The 17260-nt window shown below is 59.9% G+C and carries 18 protein-coding genes; 8 read left to right on the top strand and 10 right to left on the bottom strand.

Annotation, left to right across the window (positions count from 1 at the left end; all coding sequences use genetic code 11):
- Positions 1 to 62: 62 nt before the first annotated feature.
- Positions 63 to 2864 (bottom strand): putative bifunctional diguanylate cyclase/phosphodiesterase, encoded by a 2802-nt coding sequence (locus tag C5L12_RS17100; protein WP_425350803.1) that lies wholly within the window; start codon positions 2862 to 2864, stop codon positions 63 to 65.
- 302 nt (positions 2865 to 3166) lie between these two features.
- Between C5L12_RS17100 and C5L12_RS17095 the strand changes: the two genes are divergently transcribed.
- Positions 3167 to 3427, top strand: a complete 261-nt coding sequence (locus C5L12_RS17095) for a DUF1344 domain-containing protein (protein ID WP_105373257.1) — start codon at positions 3167 to 3169, stop codon at positions 3425 to 3427.
- 47 nt (positions 3428 to 3474) lie between these two features.
- On the opposite strand, the gene C5L12_RS17090 is transcribed toward C5L12_RS17095, so the two are convergent.
- From C5L12_RS17090 to C5L12_RS17075, 4 genes are all read right to left on the bottom strand, one after another.
- Entirely contained in the window at positions 3475 to 4062 is a 588-nt protein-coding gene (locus C5L12_RS17090; protein ID WP_105373256.1) for a histidine phosphatase family protein, read from the bottom strand.
- A 22-nt stretch (positions 4063 to 4084) separates the two neighbouring features.
- Positions 4085 to 4903, bottom strand: a complete 819-nt coding sequence (fabI, locus tag C5L12_RS17085) for an enoyl-ACP reductase FabI (protein ID WP_105373255.1) — start codon at positions 4901 to 4903, stop codon at positions 4085 to 4087.
- A gap of 146 nt (positions 4904 to 5049) precedes the next feature.
- The gene (locus C5L12_RS17080) at positions 5050 to 6129 is read right to left on the bottom strand and encodes a DnaJ C-terminal domain-containing protein (RefSeq protein WP_105373254.1); all 1080 of its coding nucleotides are present in this window, start codon (positions 6127 to 6129) and stop codon (positions 5050 to 5052) included.
- A gap of 237 nt (positions 6130 to 6366) precedes the next feature.
- Positions 6367 to 6825 (bottom strand): RT0821/Lpp0805 family surface protein, encoded by a 459-nt coding sequence (locus C5L12_RS17075; protein ID WP_105373253.1) that lies wholly within the window; start codon positions 6823 to 6825, stop codon positions 6367 to 6369.
- Between the two features lie 55 nt (positions 6826 to 6880).
- On the opposite strand from C5L12_RS17075, the gene pdxH reads away from it, so the two are divergent.
- Positions 6881 to 7501, top strand: a complete 621-nt coding sequence (gene pdxH, locus C5L12_RS17070; protein ID WP_105373252.1) for a pyridoxamine 5'-phosphate oxidase — start codon at positions 6881 to 6883, stop codon at positions 7499 to 7501.
- Between the two features lie 9 nt (positions 7502 to 7510).
- On the opposite strand, the gene C5L12_RS17065 is transcribed toward pdxH, so the two are convergent.
- Both C5L12_RS17065 and C5L12_RS17060 read right to left on the bottom strand, forming a co-directional pair.
- On the bottom strand, positions 7511 to 8587 hold the full coding sequence (locus tag C5L12_RS17065; protein WP_105373251.1) for a polysaccharide deacetylase family protein: 1077 nt from the start codon (positions 8585 to 8587) through the stop codon (positions 7511 to 7513).
- Between the two features lie 72 nt (positions 8588 to 8659).
- Positions 8660 to 9451: a sulfite exporter TauE/SafE family protein gene (locus tag C5L12_RS17060; RefSeq protein ID WP_105373250.1), complete on the bottom strand. Its 792-nt coding sequence runs from the start codon at positions 9449 to 9451 to the stop codon at positions 8660 to 8662.
- 124 nt (positions 9452 to 9575) lie between these two features.
- Here C5L12_RS17060 and C5L12_RS17055 point away from each other — a divergent pair, with 124 nt between their 5' ends.
- Positions 9576 to 9884, top strand: a complete 309-nt coding sequence (locus C5L12_RS17055) for a nucleoside triphosphate pyrophosphohydrolase family protein (protein WP_105373249.1) — start codon at positions 9576 to 9578, stop codon at positions 9882 to 9884.
- On the opposite strand, the gene C5L12_RS17050 is transcribed toward C5L12_RS17055, so the two are convergent.
- The 3 genes from C5L12_RS17050 to C5L12_RS17040 form a co-directional block, all read right to left on the bottom strand.
- Positions 9865 to 10311 (bottom strand): bleomycin resistance protein, encoded by a 447-nt coding sequence (locus tag C5L12_RS17050; protein ID WP_105373248.1) that lies wholly within the window; start codon positions 10309 to 10311, stop codon positions 9865 to 9867. The two genes, C5L12_RS17055 and C5L12_RS17050, sit on opposite strands and share 20 nt — an antisense overlap.
- A complete protein-coding gene (gene tldD / locus C5L12_RS17045) occupies positions 10308 to 11723 on the bottom strand; it encodes a metalloprotease TldD (RefSeq protein ID WP_105373247.1) in 1416 nt (471 codons plus the stop codon). Before tldD ends, C5L12_RS17050 begins: the two co-directional genes overlap by 4 nt.
- Before the next feature lie 75 nt (positions 11724 to 11798).
- On the bottom strand, positions 11799 to 12437 hold the full coding sequence (locus C5L12_RS17040; RefSeq protein ID WP_245422951.1) for an invasion associated locus B family protein: 639 nt from the start codon (positions 12435 to 12437) through the stop codon (positions 11799 to 11801).
- Between the two features lie 408 nt (positions 12438 to 12845).
- Between C5L12_RS17040 and coxB the strand changes: the two genes are divergently transcribed.
- The 5 genes from coxB to C5L12_RS17015 all read left to right on the top strand — a co-directional run bounded on the left by coxB (position 12846) and on the right by C5L12_RS17015 (position 17228).
- Positions 12846 to 13730 carry a cytochrome c oxidase subunit II gene (coxB, locus tag C5L12_RS17035; protein ID WP_105373246.1) on the top strand — a complete coding sequence of 295 codons (885 nt, stop codon included), beginning with the start codon at positions 12846 to 12848 and terminating at the stop codon, positions 13728 to 13730.
- A 17-nt stretch (positions 13731 to 13747) separates the two neighbouring features.
- Positions 13748 to 15451 carry a cytochrome c oxidase subunit I gene (ctaD, locus tag C5L12_RS17030; RefSeq protein WP_105373245.1) on the top strand — a complete coding sequence of 568 codons (1704 nt, stop codon included), beginning with the start codon at positions 13748 to 13750 and terminating at the stop codon, positions 15449 to 15451.
- A gap of 68 nt (positions 15452 to 15519) precedes the next feature.
- Complete coding sequence (gene cyoE, locus C5L12_RS17025) at positions 15520 to 16476, top strand: heme o synthase (protein ID WP_105373244.1); 957 nt, start codon at positions 15520 to 15522, stop codon at positions 16474 to 16476.
- Positions 16473 to 16613 (top strand): hypothetical protein, encoded by a 141-nt coding sequence (locus C5L12_RS17020; protein ID WP_162712486.1) that lies wholly within the window; start codon positions 16473 to 16475, stop codon positions 16611 to 16613. Before cyoE ends, C5L12_RS17020 begins: the two co-directional genes overlap by 4 nt.
- 9 nt (positions 16614 to 16622) lie before the next feature.
- On the top strand, positions 16623 to 17228 hold the full coding sequence (locus C5L12_RS17015) for a cytochrome c oxidase assembly protein (RefSeq protein WP_105373243.1): 606 nt from the start codon (positions 16623 to 16625) through the stop codon (positions 17226 to 17228).
- Positions 17229 to 17260: the final 32 nt, after the last annotated feature.

The raw sequence follows: 17260 nt of genomic DNA, 5'->3' as shown, positions 1-17260 counted from the left end.
AAAGGGCGTCAGGCGACAAGCCTTTCTTGTTTAAACGGTTAGCCAGCCGGGCTGGGCGAGGTTTATGCCGCCGCTTTGCGCCAATTCGTGAGCGCTGCCTGAGTGAAATCGTTAAAGGAGAGCGGTCGCGAGAAGGCATAACCCTGCAGGAGATCGCAGCCCAGCTCGCGCAGCAGCGCGGCGTGCTGCATCGTTTCGATGCCTTCCGCCACCGTCTCGACCCCGAGCGACCGTGCGATATCGATGATCGAACGGACGAGCGCGCGTTCCTGCGGGGAATCGAGGATCGGCATGACGAGCTGCCGGTCGATCTTCAGGCGCTTCGGCTTCAGCTTCAAAAGGCTGACGATGGACGTATGACCGGTTCCGAAATCATCGATTTCAATGTCGATCCCGAGCTCCTTGATGCGCTTCAGGTTGTCGATGACGACGTCCTCGCTTTCGTCGAGGAAGATCGATTCCACCAGTTCGAAGGAAATCTCGCCGGGAATGATCTCCAACGGCTTCAATCTGTCGATCAACCTCTCGTCGTGCAGGCGCTTGGAAGAGACGTTCACCGAGACCTTGGGAATCTTGAGGCCGCGGGCAATCCAGCGCAGCTTGTCCCTCATGGCGGTCTCGAGCACGATCTGGTCGAGCGTTGCCGAGACGTTCAGATCCTCTGCGATCTTTAAGAATTTGTCCGGAGCAAGGACCCCGTGATGGGGATGGTTCCACCGGATCAGCGCCTCGACGCCGACAAGCTCGTTGGTTTGCGCGTCGAACTGCGGCTGATACCAGCTTGTGAACTCGTCGTTGTCGATACCGGCAAGAACCTCGTCGGCGGTGCGCTTGTGGCTGACGATCTCGGCCTGAAGGTTCTGAGTGAAGAATTCGTACCGGTTGCGGCCCAGGCCCTTCGCCCGATAGAGCGCGAGGTCTGCGTTTACGAGAGTGCGGCGGGCGTCGACATTCATGCCGTTTGCCTGCGCAATGCCGATCGAAACGCCGCAGCGGCAGGAAAAGCCCTCGAAATCGATTGGCTGATGAAATTCGACAATGATCCGCTGTGCAAGCTGTGCCATCTCCTCGGCGCTCGCATTGTCGACCGCCAGGATGACGAATTCGTCGCCGCCGATGCGAGCGACGATATCGGTGCCGCGGACGTTGCGCGACAGGACGCGTGAAGCATGCACGAGCATGGCGTCTCCTGCCGCATGGCCGAGCGTATCGTTGATCTGCTTGAAACGGTCGAGATCGAGATGCAGGAGCGAGAATTTCTGCCGCTCGGTCTGGCTCGCACGGGAGAGCCGGTCCAGCTCCATGTCAAGCTTGCGGCGGTTTGCAAGCAGCGTCAGCGGATCGTGCAGCGAATTGTGCTCGATACGGCTCTTGGCAAGCTCGAGTTCGGCGTTCTTGGCGTCGGCTTCATCCTTGGCGGCTTTGAGCTGCTGGGTGAGGATCGCGTCCTGGGTTACGTCGAAGGCGATGCCGACCATCTTCCGCGCCCCGTCGCGGGTGACATGCAATTTCCCGATGGACCGGATGTAGCGAGAGGATCCGTCGGGCTGCAGAACGCGGGCGACGAGCGGCGGGGGCTGCAACCCCTCGCTCAAATGATGCGATTCCTGTTTGGCAAGTTCCCGATCGTCCGGGTGGAGGAGGTTGATCCATTGATCGCGATGGATGATCCCGTCGGTATAGGGAATGCTGTGCAACTGACACATACGGGCATCCCATATTTCCGTTTGCGTGACCGGATCGGACTCCCAGATGCCGCAGTTGTAGGAGGCGAGGGCGAGATCGAACCTGGTGGAGAGCTCCTCGAGCTCCTGCTCGCGGTTCGAAAGTTCATCGAGCGCGAGTTCCAGCTCCGCATTCTTGATGTCAGTATTTTCCTTGGCGCTCCTCAAGCGCTGCGACAGCTCCGTGAGGTTGAGTTCGCGCGCTTTCAGTATGGCGATGTGGCGATTGCGCTCCGAAATGAGCGACGCAGCGATGAATATCGGCACGATGACCATGCCTACCGCCAGAGCAATCCCAAGGCGGAAGCGCGACTGGTTCGGCGGTGTTATGTCCCAGCCGGAATGCGGGCTGGCAAGCATGGTCCAATTGGCACCCTTGAGGGGGATCGCCCATTCCATCGGGGATTGACCCTCGATGGAATCGTCGCCGTAGAAGGCGAAATATTCGGGCCTGTCGGCATCGCGAAGAACGACGTTCAGCCAATCCAGATTGAGGAGGTTCGTTCTAGCAATCGGATTTGGTGAAAAGGTCACGCCGGAGGCTTCGATGAAGCCTCTTTCCTCTATCAAAATGGCAATTGCGCCCCACAATCCCCCTCCGTCTTCGCTTTTCGGCACAGGCATGACCAGCGTCAGGTGGTCGTCCTGTGTTCCGCTCAGGAAAGACAGACGGCCGCGGCCGTCCACCGATTTCAGGCTGCTTGCAAGACGCGAAAGATCGACGCTACCGATTTTTCCCGATGCGCCGTTGACGATCCCGTCGCGGGTAATGACCTGGGTCAGTTCGAAATTAGGCGCGACCGCGACCGCAAAAAAGTGCTGCCCCTTTTTGAAAGCGTTGTCGATGTAGTGCTGGAACCGTTCGATCGAGCCTTGCGCATCCTCTTGCAGGACATGGACCAGGTGATCGGCGGCCAGGATGTCGGTCTCGGCCTGGGATGAAAAACGCTGGGCCAGCAGCGCCGCTGTCCTTTCGGTCGTCCCTCGCAGTTCGGTGCGGTAACTTTCGGTATGGCGCCCATCTATGATGATTGCGATCGCAATCACCATCAGGGCAATGACAAGTGCGATTGCAGCGGGAGCCTTCGGATGCCGAAAAAGGTGTAGAGTTTGAGAAGCGGAGGAACGCCGGAATTTCAATCGCCCGAACCCTTTTCGTTAACTTTTATGACTTGCGGGAAAAGCCTAACGGATGGGAGTTAATTTCCGATTGCCCCCGGCTGCCCACAAATTTGGAAGCTATTGGCCAGGTTGAGCACGCGGGCCAAATCCGGGCGATACGGCTGCGCCGCCTTCAAGCGGCCTGGAGCTCTTGAAAAGCGTTAACAATCAAGTCATTACTTATACCGAAAATGTCATGGTAGCGGGCGATTTTCGCCACAATCGGGAGGCTATCTGTGCGTCGTAACGAAACAACGTCGACCCCATCAAGGCCTAAGCCCATGCGTATCCTGATTGCTGCTCTGCTTGCCACTGCAAGCATCTTTTCGCCCCTGAATGGCTGGGCGCAGAGCGCTGATGTCGAGGCGACGATCAAGACGGTGGATGTGAAGGCGCTGAGCCTCACGTTGGATGATGGAAAGACCTACAAGGTGCCCGAGGAATTCAATTTCGAAGGTCTCAAAGCCGGCGTCAAAGTCCTTGTCTTCTTTACCGAAGTCGACGGTCACCGGATCGTGGACGATCTTGAGATCGTCCAGTAGTTCCTAAACCCTTTCGGGTGATCTGAGCCCATGCCGCCGCTTGCTGGTCAAAGCCATTCCAGGCGGCCGCAATCCCTGTCGATCCTGAGAATGCGATCCTGCGGCGTCGGCGCGGCTGCCGCGTCGTCTTCGGAAAGATTGCCGATCAGGCGGAAGAGCGAGCGGATGACGCCGCCATGGCTAATGCATACCGTCGGTCTTTCAACCGCCTGCAGCCAGGCGCCGATGCGCCAGCAGAGGATTTCGTAGCTTTCGGCGAATTCCCCCGGCGGAATAAAGCTCCACTTTTCCTGTGCCCGGGCCATCAGGCGGTCCGGCGACATCAGGCTGATTTCCGCCAGCGTATGGCCCTCCCAATCGCCGAAGGAGAGTTCCTTCAGCCGCTCGTCGATCAGATAAGCGTTCGGATCAAGGCCCATGGCGGCGCGAAGCCGCTCCATGGTTTCGCGTGTTCGCGACAAAGGGCTGGCGATGAAAGCGAAATCTTCCGCTCTCCCGATCAGTTCCCGAAGCTTTTCGCCATTCCGGCTGGCTTGCGCCCGGCCAAGCGCGTTGAGCGGAATATCCCGCTGTCCCTGCAGACGCCCTTCGGCGTTCCAGTCCGTCTGCCCGTGGCGGATCATGTAGATAAGCACGGCAGACGTTTCCTGGTGTCGATCAGTCCTTGATGACCGAGATGTCCGGGGCATCGACGGCCTTCATGCCGACGACATGATAACCGCTGTCTGCATGATGGGTTTCGCCGGTCACCGAGCGCGACAGGTCCGAAAGCATGTAGAGCCCGACATCGCCGACTTCCTCAATGGTGACGGTGCGGCGCAACGGCGCGTTGTATTCGTTCCATTTGAGGATGTAGCGGAAATCGCCGATGCCGGAGGCCGCCAGCGTCTTGATCGGGCCAGCAGAAATCGCATTCACACGGATATTCTTCGGGCCGAGGTCGACCGCAAGATATTTTACGCTCGCTTCGAGCGCAGCCTTGGCGACACCCATGACATTGTAGTTCGGCATGACCTTCTCTGCACCGTAATAGGTGAGCGTCAGCATGGAGCCGCCGTCGGTCATCAGTTTTTCCGCCCGGCGTGCCACCGAGGTGAAAGAATAGACCGAGATCTGCATGGTCTTGGCGAAATTCTCTGGCGTCGTGTCGACATAGCGGCCCGTCAGCTCGTCCTTGTCGGAAAAGCCGATTGCATGCACGAGGAAGTCGATCTTGCCCCAATGTTTTTCGAGATTGGCGAAAACCTCATCGACGGAGGCCTCGTCGCTGACATCGCAGTGGCCGGCCATGAAGGCGCCGAGTTCTGCCGCAAGCGGCTCGACGCGCTTCTTCAGCGCATCACCCTGGTAGGTGAATGCCACCTCGCCGCCTTGGCTGTGAATGGCTTTGGCAATGCCCCAAGCGATGGAACGATTGTTGGCAACACCCATGATGATGCCACGTTTGCCTGCCATGAGGCCGGAAGCCTGAACCATACATAGTCCCCTGAAACTTTGACGAATGCTGCCTATGACATAGGCAGCCCAAGGGTTCAAGCTGACTTGGATCATCTCATGTTAAAGGTCGTAATCAAGGGTGCGCACCGGTGAAAACCGACGCAAAACTGTCATACTGGACGCAATTAGACGTATAGCCCGTGGCGCATGTGCCGCATCAGGTCGGTGACCTTCTCGTTCGGCTTTTCCCACAGCATGATCCGCAATTCGACCACGAGGTCGCCGCGTCCGCCGGCGCCGTCATACAGCCCAAGCCCGCTCATCCGTATCGTCTGGTCCGAGCCTGACCAGGCCGGAACGGAAAGACTGCGGCTGCCCTCGAGCGTTTCCACCGTAGCCTCAGTACCCAAAACCGCATCCTCGAGCGAGATCGGCAGGGTGGTATGGAGGTCGAAACCTTCGATGTGGAAATGCGGGTCGCGCGCGACCTTGAGCGCGACGAGGAGATCGCCCTGTTTCATCCCGGCCACTTTCAGGCCCTGGCCTTTCAGCCGCACCACATGCCCGTCTGTCATACCTCTTTCGAGTGTAAACCGGACCTCTCGTTCGTCCGCGAGCTTTACGGTGACCGAGGCCTGCTTCAGCAGATCGGCAACGGTAACAGCGGCATCGACGGAAAGATCCGGAGCTTTTTCAGGTAAAGGGGCAGTCCCGCGAAAGCGCCGGACGAGCGAGGCGATAAGATCGACCGCCATGACGGGCAGGGGGGCTCTTTCACCGGACTGCTCGGCCTTCACACCCTCGGATGCATCCTCTGAGGTTCGAGCCTGGTTCTGCGCCTTCACCTGCTCGGCAGCCGCCGCGCCGAATATGCGCTCGATCATGTCTTCGGGGGTCTCGCCCGTCGCGCCTTGAGGATTTTCCGCCTGGCTCTGCGTGCGCTGGGCATTGGCGCGGGCAAGCTCTTCCATGACCTTTTCGGCATTGGCCTTGGCCGCCTTGGCCCGCTCGGCTGCTTCGCGCGCGGCCTGACGTTGTTGCATGATGGTCTGGTGCATCTCGGCTGCTCGATCGTAGCGTTTGCGGCGGTCGGGATCCTTCAACACCTCATAAGCCTGGCCGATTTCGGCAAAACGGCTGGCGGCGGACGGATCGTCCTGGTTGGCGTCGGGATGGACGGTCTTTGCCTTGGCGCGCCATGCTGCCTTGATTTCGTCAGCGTCGGCGCTGCGCTTCACACCAAGCAGAGAATAGGGATCACGCATTGTGGGACCACCGGTTACCTGAAGCGGCGGGCCCGCCAAAATCCTTGGACCCCCCGATACTCGTCACAACTCCGACAGCTTTCGTCAGTTCCTCGCGTCACTGCGTACGGCGTGCCTGTTCGAGGAAATTTAGGTCGGAACTCATGAATCAGAGGTTACAGGCCAAAATTCGTATTCGTTAAGGTAAACGAATCGTTTCTGCCCGGTCGTAGGGTAGGTGATGTGCTGAAGAGGGCCTTACTGTCGGTCGAAGGCGGTCAGCATCCAGTCACCGCTGCCGGTCATGCAGGCCTGGCCGGAAAACATGGCAATTCCTTCGTAGGAATGTCTCGTGGTCGTGAAGTCGCGGCAGAGATGGCCTTCGTTGCGAGCCTCGCGGATTTTCGAAACGACGCCTGCGCTGCCGGTTACGGCATTCGCCCACGGGACCGAGGCAGCGCCGAGTTTTGCAAGATCGGCAGACGTGACGGCATTGCGGACAGTCGCCTCGTCGGAAAGGTTCTCGCCGGATTCCTGCTTCGGACCGGGAACGGTTCCGGTTGAGATGCTGCGGTCTACCTTGGAGGAACTGCCGAAGAGGTCCAGGCTGCTGGTGCATCCGGTAAGAGACAATCCGGCGAGACAGATGACGGCTGCACCTCGACCAAGCGCGATGGACCTCTTTGTGCGGCTCTTCGACTTTGCTATCACTACCACCTTGCGTCCTGTACGGCCAAAAACTCGGGGCACTTTAGGGAGTATTTTATTCAATATGTCTGAAAGCGGGTTAACAACCGGTGACTTCACCGAGGAGAACGAACCTTTTGCACTCTTCGGCTCCTGGCTGAAGGATGCGGAAAAATCGGAACCCAATGATCCGAATGCCGTCGCCCTTGCCACCGTCGACGAACACGGCATGCCGAATGTCCGCATGGTGCTTCTCAAGGGTTTCGACGAGGACGGCTTCGTCTTCTACACCAATTTCGAGAGCCAGAAGGGACGTGAAATCCTCGCTCAGAAGAAGGCGGCGATGTGCTTTCATTGGAAGTCGTTGCGTCGCCAGGTCCGGCTGCGGGGGGAGGTGGACGTGGTGAGCGACGCCGAGGCCGATGCCTATTATGCGACGCGGGCGCGCGGCAGCCGGATCGGCGCTTGGGCATCGAAACAGTCTCGACCGCTGGAGGGCCGTTTCGCCCTGGAAAAGGCTGTTGCCGAATATACGGCCAGATATGCCATAGGCGACATCCCGCGACCGCCTTATTGGTCCGGTTTCCGAATCAAGCCCGTCTCGATCGAATTCTGGCACGACCGGCAGTTCCGCCTTCACGACCGGGTCGAGTTTCGGCGTGGGGTGGCGGACGGTCCCTGGGAGAAGGTGCGAATGTATCCCTGACCCGGACGGTCAGCGTGCCAAGGCGAACGGGATTCCCGAAGCCAGCGCGGAAACGTAGCGCGGCTCCTGATAATAGCCGTTGAGCGAAATGCGCGGTAGCCCCGTGAGGCGATGCCTGCTTTTATCGCACAGCGTGCCGGGCTGTGTGGTCACCGCAACCGAGAAGCCCAGTTCGCTTGCAATCAGGTGATCGCGCTCGGAAACGGCATGCCGTGTGCCGTAGGGATAAGCGATCGTGTCGGGCCGCCTGCCGGTCAGTTGCTCCACATAGTCCGCCGATTGCCGCATTTCGTCGCGAGCATCCTGCGGGGAAAGGCGGCCGACTGCCCGGTGGCTGATCGTATGTGCTCCAAGCGACGCCAGCGGATGCGCGCCAAGCAAGCGTAATTCCTTGGGCTCCATCGTCAAGTCGCTGGTGATCTCCAGCGGATCGATGCCATGTTTCCTCGCCAGCGCATCGATCCTCGCAACGGCCGCCGCCTCGTCGACACCAGCGACATAAGCTGAAAAGCGATCGAAGGCATCGAATTTGCGCGCTTCGGAGGTAAGGTCCATCGCCTCCGCTCCTTCCCCGAAATCGAATGTGACTTCCCGCTCCCTGCCCAGCAGTTCGGCAAGCGTTTCCCACCACATGGAATGCGTACGTTCCGCAAAGCCTCGCGTGACGAAGACGGTGAACGGCACACCGTGGCGGGCAAAGACGGGAAGGGCATATTCAGCGTTGTTCTTGTAGCCGTCATCGAGTGTGAAGGCCGCAAAGGGTTGCTTCGCCGGCGCGGTAAGGCGGCCCGGCACGTCCGCGAGCGGTATGAATTCATAACCTTCCGCCGAGAGCCTTTCGATAGCCTCGCTGAGGAAATCGGGGGTCACTTCCAGATGGCCGCTCGGTTGGAGCGGGCGGTTTTTTTTCGGCCGGACATGATGGAGGGTGAAGATGGCGCCGCGGCCCCGTGCATTGGGAAACATTCCGGCCCGCGCAAGGGCAGCGGCCATGTCGAGGCCTCCGGCCACAAGGCGCCGCTTGACGTCCCGGCGCCAGAGCGCCTTCAGCCTCTCCCTCGTATTCCGCACGGTGATCACGCTCACGTCACTTCTGAAAGCGTGACCCTACTGTGTTCCGGGTTAAACCTTGCTGAAGAAAGGCAGGCAAGAATCCCGTCAGGGGCGCAAGGTGTCGAAGAGCGGAAGGCCGATGAGGGCGGCGGTCGCAATCAGGACGAAGCATATCCGCCGGAACGTCGCTTCGCTGGCGATGCCGAAAAGCCTGGAGCCCATAAACAGACCGAGGCCGTAACCGGGACCGGCGAAAAGTGCGATCAGAAGCACCTCGACAGTGAGAATCCCGCCGATCAAATAGGATGTGGCCGAGATGATGGTCGAGAGCGCGAAATAGAGGACAAGGTTGGCCCGCACGATTGTCGGGGGAATTGCGCCGCCGAGCCAATAGGCGACGACCGGCGGTCCCGACATCTGCGCTGCGCCGCCGAAAAGGCCGGCGAGGCCTCCCACTCCGATTGTCAGGTAGGTCTTCGGCCGACCATGGTAGCGCCAACCGGAGATCAGGAAGGCCAGCAGGCAGAGCACGACGATCGAGATGATCCAGCGCAGCGTGACAGAAGGTAGAAGGGCAAGCAAGGCTGTGCCTGTCGGCACGCCTACCACGGCACCTGCAAGCATGGTTGCCACTTCTCGCCGGTTGGCCCGCCGCCAGCTGTCCGGCACCATGCCGAGCGTCATGATGCCGTCGATCACGAGGAGCAGTCCGGAGGCGATCTTCGGCCCCATCGCCGCGCCGGCCAGCGGCACGAAAATCAGGGCCCCGCCGAAGCCGGAAAAACCGCGCGCCAGCCCCGCGACCATCGCCGCCAGGAAAACAAAGGCGAGTTGACAAGACGAATGACCCGGAAGCCATGATTCCAGAAAGGCGGCAAACAGATCTCGAGATTCCATGGGGAGGCCGTGACAGGGATTTGAACGATGGCCGCACCTGCCGGAATTGGCGCCCGGGTGTCAAGCAATGGCCTGGACCTGAAGGTAGAATCAGTGTCACTTATCGGTACAAATGGAGAACGTCATGCTGGACAAACTCGCCGGTCAGTTCGAAGCCGCCTCTGCCGGCTATGCCGAAACCCATGCCATCAAGCGCGATTCCGATTGGTTCCTCCTGAAGCTTCAGGAGGAGATGGGCGAACTGACCCAGGCCTGGAACCGATTGACCGGCCGTGGGCGCACGAAGGGACGGAGCAGAGAAGAGTTAAGCCGCGACCTGGCGGACGAAACCGCTGATCTTTTGGGTCATGTCCTGCTTTTCGCCCGCAAGAATCAGATCGATCTCGCTGCGGCGATCGAACGGAAGTGGCTTTTTAGGCCGGATGCCCATTGAGCGGCCGCTCGCCAAGATCCTCGAAGAATCGTAGAAGGTAACCATCGGGATCGGCGACGATGAACTGTCGATTACCGACTTCCTTATCGTCCCGGCGATACCATTTCTCTTCCGGCGCCAAATAGAGTGGGATATTCGCCGCAGCGAGCCGGACGAGAACCGGTCGGAGCGCCGGCACTTCGATCTGGAGGTTGATGCCTCGCCCGAACGGATGTTCGCGTGGAGCTTCGGGAAGGTCAAAATCGCGGCCAAGGCCAATCTGGTCGATCATCAGTTGCGCCTCCCCGAGCGCCAAGAAGGCGAAACCTTCTTCCCGCCGATCGTAGACGACCGAAAAACCGATCAAGTCACAGTAGAAATCTCGGCTTTTCCGCCAATCACTGACGGAGAGCTCGGGAATCAGCGCATTGAAGCGATGTAGATTCAAGCCTTGGTGCCACCGACGGTGATCTGGTCCATTCTCAGATGCGGCTGGCCGACGCCGACCGGCACCCATTGGCCGCCCTTGCCGCAATTGCCGATGCCGGTGTCGAGCTTCATGTCGTTGCCGACCATGGTCACCCTTCGCATCGCGTCGGGACCGTTGCCGATTAGCATGGCGCCCTTGATGGCAGGTCCGATCTTGCCGTTTTCGATCATGTAGGCTTCCGTGCAACCGAACACGAACTTGCCGGAGGTGATGTCGACCTGGCCGCCGCCGAAGGAAACGGCATAAATGCCCTTCTTGACCGAGGCGATGATCTCGTCCGGGCTCTTGTCGCCGCCGAGCATGTAGGTATTGGTCATGCGCGGCATCGGGGTATAGGCATAACCTTGACGGCGACCGTTGCCGGTCGGCTGAACGCCCATCAGCCGAGCATTCTGCCGGTCCTGCATGTAGCCGACCAGTTTGCCGTTCTCGATGAGCACATTGTAGCTGGACGGCGTGCCTTCATCGTCGATGGTGATCGAGCCGCGGCGGTTGTCGATCGTGCCGTCGTCGACAACCGTAACACCCGGAGCTGCAACCATTTCTCCCAGAAGTCCGGCAAAGGCGGATGTCTTTTTGCGGTTGAAATCACCCTCGAGCCCGTGACCGACGGCTTCATGCAGCATCACGCCCGGCCAGCCTGAGCCGAGTACGACGTCCATGGTACCGGCCGGCGCGTCGATGGCGGCCAGGTTGACCAGCGCCTGGCGAAGCGCCTCGTCGGCGCCGGTCTGCCAATTGCCTTCCGTTACGAAATCACCGAACCCGATGCGGCCGCCGGTGCCGAAGGAACCTGATTCCTGCCGGTCGCCTTCGCCGACGACGACGGAGATGTTGATGCGGGTCATCGGCCGGATGTCCTGCACCCGGTGGCCGTCGGCACGCAGGATATCGACCACCTGCCAGCTTGCCGAAACGGTGGCCGTCACCTGTCGGACCTTATCGTCCTTGTTGCGCAGGTAGGCGTCGATGTCGGTCAAGAGCTTGACCTTTTCCTCGAAGCTCGGGGATCCGATCGGGTTTTCGTCTCCGTAATATTTCTTGTTGGTGCGCTGCGGAGCGGCCGCATAGGAGCCGGAATAGCCGGCCGTGACGGCCCGCACGGCATCGGCGGCGCGCGATAGTGCTGCGGCGGAAAGCTCCCCCGCATGCGCATAACCGACCGCTTCGCCGGCCACCGCGCGCAGCCCGAATCCTTGATCTGTATTAAAGGAGCCGCCCTTCAGCCGTCCGTTGTCGAAGGTCAGCGATTCCGCCTGGGCATGCTCCACGAACAACTCGCCGTCGTCGGCCCCGGCCAGCGTCTCGGACAGGATCGAACGCAACTTGACCTCGTCGCAGTCGAAAAGGTTGAGAAGATCGGTATTCATGGCAGGCTCCTTCGCCGGGTCGGGCCCGAACTTTGTTCGGTCCGATGTAGGTCCCCGGGACGCCGGAGGCAAGTGTCAGGGGAGGGCGTCGTAACCCGGAGCGAAGCCGGAAAGCTCGATCGGAATGCCGACGCGATCCTGGTCGGCCGATTCGCGCAGTGCAAAGACGGCGTTTTTGCCGGCACGAAGGATGCGCATCAGCTCGTCGTCGATCTCCACCTCCACATAACAGCCTTCGGAGAAGCAGCGGGTGAAATAAGCGCGGCCGATATTGTTGTTATCGACGTAGAGCTCCATGCCGTCCTTCAGGAGAACACCGAGCGGCGCGAGGATGCGCAGGATCTTCGCCTTGCGGTCGGCGGTTTTCAGGACGACGACCGACAGTCCCACTTCCGGCCGGTCTTCGGCAATCACGTTCTGCATCAGCGCACATTGTTCGGCAGAAGCGCCCGCCGGCCTGTCGCAGATGATCGACCAGGCGCCGTGATTTTCGCGGACATTGCCGGGCGGCTGCGGCTTCTGGGCCGGTTGCGGCTGAACTCCCGGCACCGACTGGGCCGGTCCGGGGGGCTGGGGAGCCGCTGGCGAGGTCGTGCCTTGGCTTGGTTGGGGCGTCGGGCGCGGGCCAGGTTGCTGCTGCGCGAATGCCGGAAGAGATACGGCCGTCGCGAGCATTGCTGCAAAACTGGCGCGGATCAGGGAGGGACGGCCCATGGAAACCTCGGTAAGACGAATCAGTGCGGCTATTCTTGTCGCTGGCCGAACCAAATGAAAAGCCCCGCCCTCTTTCCAGTGGAGTACGGCGAAAATGGGACTCCGCGTGCGATGCCCTCCCCATATTGATTCACAGCTTCATTAATCTGCGGCGTTGCGCGGAATATAAGCTATGATGCATAAAAAAGGGGCGGGAGGCCGGCTCGATCGCCGTTCGATGGGGGAGTTTCAGTCGCACGAGCCTGCAATCGTGACATGATTCAGCGCTCCCCGCGAGGCGCAAAAATGCCGCATGGGCTTTTCCTGCCAGATATTGCGGCGGCAGGCAAACTGTGATTGAAGCACACCATATAGCTTGGATTCTGCGTTGGGTTTGTTCTGGATCAAACGCATGGGGAGAAATTAGTGATGAACAGAGCTTTTGCAGTGATGACGGCGCTCATCTGTCTGCTCTTTGCTTCTGCCGGTTTTGCGGATCAGCCGCGTCCCTGGCAGCTTGACCTTCAGGCGCCCGCCACGCCGATCATGCACCAGATCCGGTGGTTCGAGCATTATACGCTCTGGTTCATCGTGCCGGTCACACTTCTGGTCCTGGTGCTCCTTGTCATCGTGGTCGTGAAGTTCCGCGCGAGCGCCAATCCGGTGCCGTCGCGCACCAGCCACAACACGATGATCGAAATCATCTGGACGCTTGGCCCTGTTCTCATTCTGTTTTTCCTCGCCATTCCCTCCTTCAATCTCCTGAATGCCCAGCTGCAGATTCCGCAGTCGGACATGACGGTGAAGGCGACTGCAACGCAGTGGCAGTGGAATTACGAATATGAAGGCGGGCAGGCTCCTGTCGCCTTCGACAGCTTCATGCTGAAGGAACAGGACCGCGAAGCTGCCGGCAAGACCGATATCGGCGCCTATCCGCGCCTGCTGGCGGTCGATAACGAAATGGTCGTCCCCGTCAACAAGACCGTCCGTATGCTCGTGACGGCTGCTCCGTCGGATGTCATTCACGCCTTTGCGATGCCGGCTTTCGGCCTGAAGATCGATGCGGTGCCCGGTCGCCTCAACGAAACCTGGTTCAAGGCCGAGCGCGAAGGCCTCTATTACGGTCAGTGCTCCGAGCTTTGCGGCAAGGATCACGCCTATATGCCGATCGCCATCCGCGTCGTCTCGGAAGACAAATACCAGGCCTGGCTTGCGCAGGCGGCTTCGGACCTGCCGGGCGCCTACAAGGCGCTCGTCGCTGCGGTCGACAAGCCGGTCGGCAATTTTGCCGTCGCCGAAAACCTATCCAAGTAATTAGAGGAGTGAGGATAATGGCTGGACATTCCGCTCACGACGATCACGCCCATACCCGCACCTCTCACGATGCGCATGGTCACGACCATCATCACGATCATTCGCACACGCCGACTTTCGCTCAGCGTTGGCTGTTTTCGACCAACCATAAGGACATCGGCACGCTCTACCTGATCTTTGCGATCATGGCAGGCATCGTCGGCGGTCTTCTCTCCGTCGCCATGCGCATGGAGCTGCAGGAGCCCGGGATCCAGATCTTCCATGGTCTGGCTTCCATGGTCTATGGTTTCCAGGGTGACGCGGCCATCGACGGCGGCAAGCACATGTTCAACGTGTTCACCACCGGCCACGCGCTGATCATGATCTTCTTCATGGTCATGCCGGCCATGATCGGCGGTTTCGCCAACTGGATGGTGCCGATCATGATCGGTGCGCCGGATATGGCCTTTCCGCGCCTGAACAACATTTCCTTCTGGTTGATCGTCCCGGCCTTCCTCCTGCTGGTTCTGTCGATGTTCGTCGAAGGTCCTGCCGGCGCGTTCGGCGTTGGCGGTGGCTGGACGCTTTATCCGCCGCTCGCGACCATGGGTCACCCGGGTCCTGCCGTCGATCTTGCGATCTTCTCGCTGCATGTCGCCGGCGCCTCTTCGATCCTCGGTGCGATCAACTTCATCACCACCATTCTTAATATGCGCGCTCCCGGCATGACGCTGCACAAGATGCCGCTCTTTGCCTGGGCCGTTTTGATCACTGCTTTCCTGCTACTGCTTTCTCTGCCGGTTCTGGCAGGTGGCATCACCATGCTTCTGACCGATCGCAACTTCGGCACGACCTTCTTTGCGCCGGAAGGCGGCGGTGATCCGATCCTCTACCAGCACCTCTTCTGGTTCTTCGGTCACCCGGAAGTCTACATTCTGATCCTGCCCGGCTTCGGCATCGTCAGCCACATCGTATCGACCTTCTCCAGGAAGCCGGTCTTCGGTTACCTCGGCATGGCCTATGCCATGGTCGCGATCGGCGCCGTCGGCTTCATCGTCTGGGCCCACCACATGTATACGGTCGGCCTGTCGCTCGATGCGCAGCGTTACTTCGTCTTCGCAACAATGGTCATCGCAATTCCGACCGGCATCAAGATCTTCTCCTGGATCGCCACGATGTGGGGTGGATCTCTCACCTTCACGACGCCGATGGTCTGGGCGATCGGCTTCATCTTCCTGTTCACCGTCGGTGGCGTCACCGGCGTCCAGCTTGCCAATGCCGGTCTCGACCGCTCGCTGCATGACACTTATTACGTCGTGGCTCACTTCCACTACGTTCTGTCGCTCGGCGCCGTTTTCGCGATCTTCGCGGCGTGGTATTACTGGTTCCCGAAGATGTTCGGCTACATGTACAACGAGTTCATCGGCAAGCTGCATTTCTGGGTCATGTTCATCGGCGTGAACCTGGTATTCTTCCCGCAGCACTTCCTGGGTCTCGCCGGCATGCCGCGTCGCTATATCGATTATCCGGATGCTTTTGCCGGCTGGAACTACGTGTCCTCGATCGGCTCCTACATCTCCTTCGCCGGCGTGATCATCTTCCTCTTCGGCGTCTGGGAAGCTTTCGCCAAGAAGCGCGTTGCCGGCGACAATCCCTGGGGTGAAGGCGCGAGCACGCTCGAATGGCAGCTTTCCTCGCCGCCGCCCTACCACCAGTGGGAGCAGCTGCCACGCATTCGCTGAGCGGCCAAGGAATGAGATGGGGCATCGCGGCACCCGCGATGCCCTGAGATGTTAAGCAGGACGGTTCAATGACGGTTATGAGCAATCACGATGTTCTCGGCTCCGATGGAGGCGTTCGCCTCTCGGAAGCGGGTGCGCGCGATTTCTTCGAACTCATGAAGCCGCGGGTCATGTCGCTCGTGGTGTTCACGGCATTTGCCGGTCTGATCCTCGCGCCCGGCCACATCAATCCCGTGCTCGGCGTGATCGCAATTCTCTGCATAGCTGTCGGTGCCGGCGCCTCGGGTGCGTTGAACATGTGGTATGACGCCGACATCGACGCCGTCATGACACGCACAGCGAAGCGACCGATCCCGGCGGGCCGCGTCCTGCCTCAGGAGGCTCTCGCATTCGGGCTGACGATGTCGGTCTTTTCCGTCGCCATCCTGGGGCTTGCGGTCAACTGGTTTGCCGCCAGCCTGCTCGCCTTCACCATTTTCTTTTACGCCGTCGTCTACACGATGTGGCTGAAGCGTTCGACGCCGCAGAACATCGTCATCGGCGGCGCCTCGGGCGCTTTCCCGCCGATGATCGGCTGGGCCTGTGTCACCGGGGGCGTGTCGCTCGACAGCATCCTTCTGTTCCTCATCATCTTCCTGTGGACGCCGGCGCATTTCTGGGCGCTGGCTCTGTTCAAGATGCGCGACTACGGCGCGGTCGGCATACCGATGATGCCGAATGTGGCGGGAGAAGCTTCCACGAAGACACAGATCGTCGTCTACGCAGCGTTGACCGCAGCGATCGCCGTTGCGCCGACCTTTACGGGCCTCGCCGGCTTCGGTTACGGCATCTTCTCATCGCTGCTCGGCGCGGTTTTCGTCTACTGTTCCATCGCCGTCTGGCGGATGCCGGACGGCGACCAGAAGATGATCCCGGCGAAGAAGATGTTCGCCTATTCGATCCTCTATCTTTTCGCTATCTTTTCGGCCCTGTTGGCCGATCGGATGTTCGAAGGGCTGCCCACCATCCTTGGAGGCCTGCTGTGATCGAGACCGTCAAGCTCAATGAGGCGCAGAAGAAGTCACGCCGCAACCGCAACATCGCGCTTGGTGTGCTGCTGGCCGGTCTTGTCATTCTCTTCTACATCATCACGCTGGTCAAAATCGGCGGGCTTGGGAACTAGGAGCGGGCGATGACGGAAGCCGGTCGGAATGCACAGGCAAAACGGGTAAGCAACGGCGCGATCTTCGCCGGCTGCGCCGTTTTCGTCGCCGGCATGGTCGGCATGGCCTATGCGTCGGTGCCGCTTTACCGCTTGTTCTGCCAGGTGACAGGCTACAACGGCACGACGCAACGGGTCGAGCAGTATTCCGACAAGGTCTTGGACAAGACGATCAAGGTCACCTTCGACGCCAATATCTCGCCCGGCCTCAACTGGGACTTCAAGCCCGCCAAGGCGGTGGATCCAAAGATCGGCGAGACGCTGCAGATCGAATATACGGCGACCAATCGCTCCTCGAGTGCGACGACCGGCACCGCCGTCTTCAATGTCACGCCGATGGAAGCTGGCGCCTACTTCAACAAGGTCGAGTGCTTCTGCTTCACCGAGCAGACGCTGCAGCCCGGCCAGTCGGTCACGATGCCTGTGGTATTCTTCGTCGATCCGGAGATTGCCAAGGCGGAAGAGACCAAGAATATCAAGACGATCACACTGTCCTACACCTTCTATCCGAGTGCGCCCGGCAAACCGGTCGCGGCTCTGCCGGAAGGCGGCAAGACAGTGGACAAGAAACTTTAAGAGGGTTCGCCGGTTTCGGCGAAGCAGGCATT

The sequence above is a fragment of the Neorhizobium huautlense genome, assembly GCF_002968575.1.
Lineage (GTDB): Bacteria > Pseudomonadota > Alphaproteobacteria > Rhizobiales > Rhizobiaceae > Neorhizobium > Neorhizobium huautlense.
This window is presented reverse-complemented; position numbering and strand designations above follow the sequence as displayed.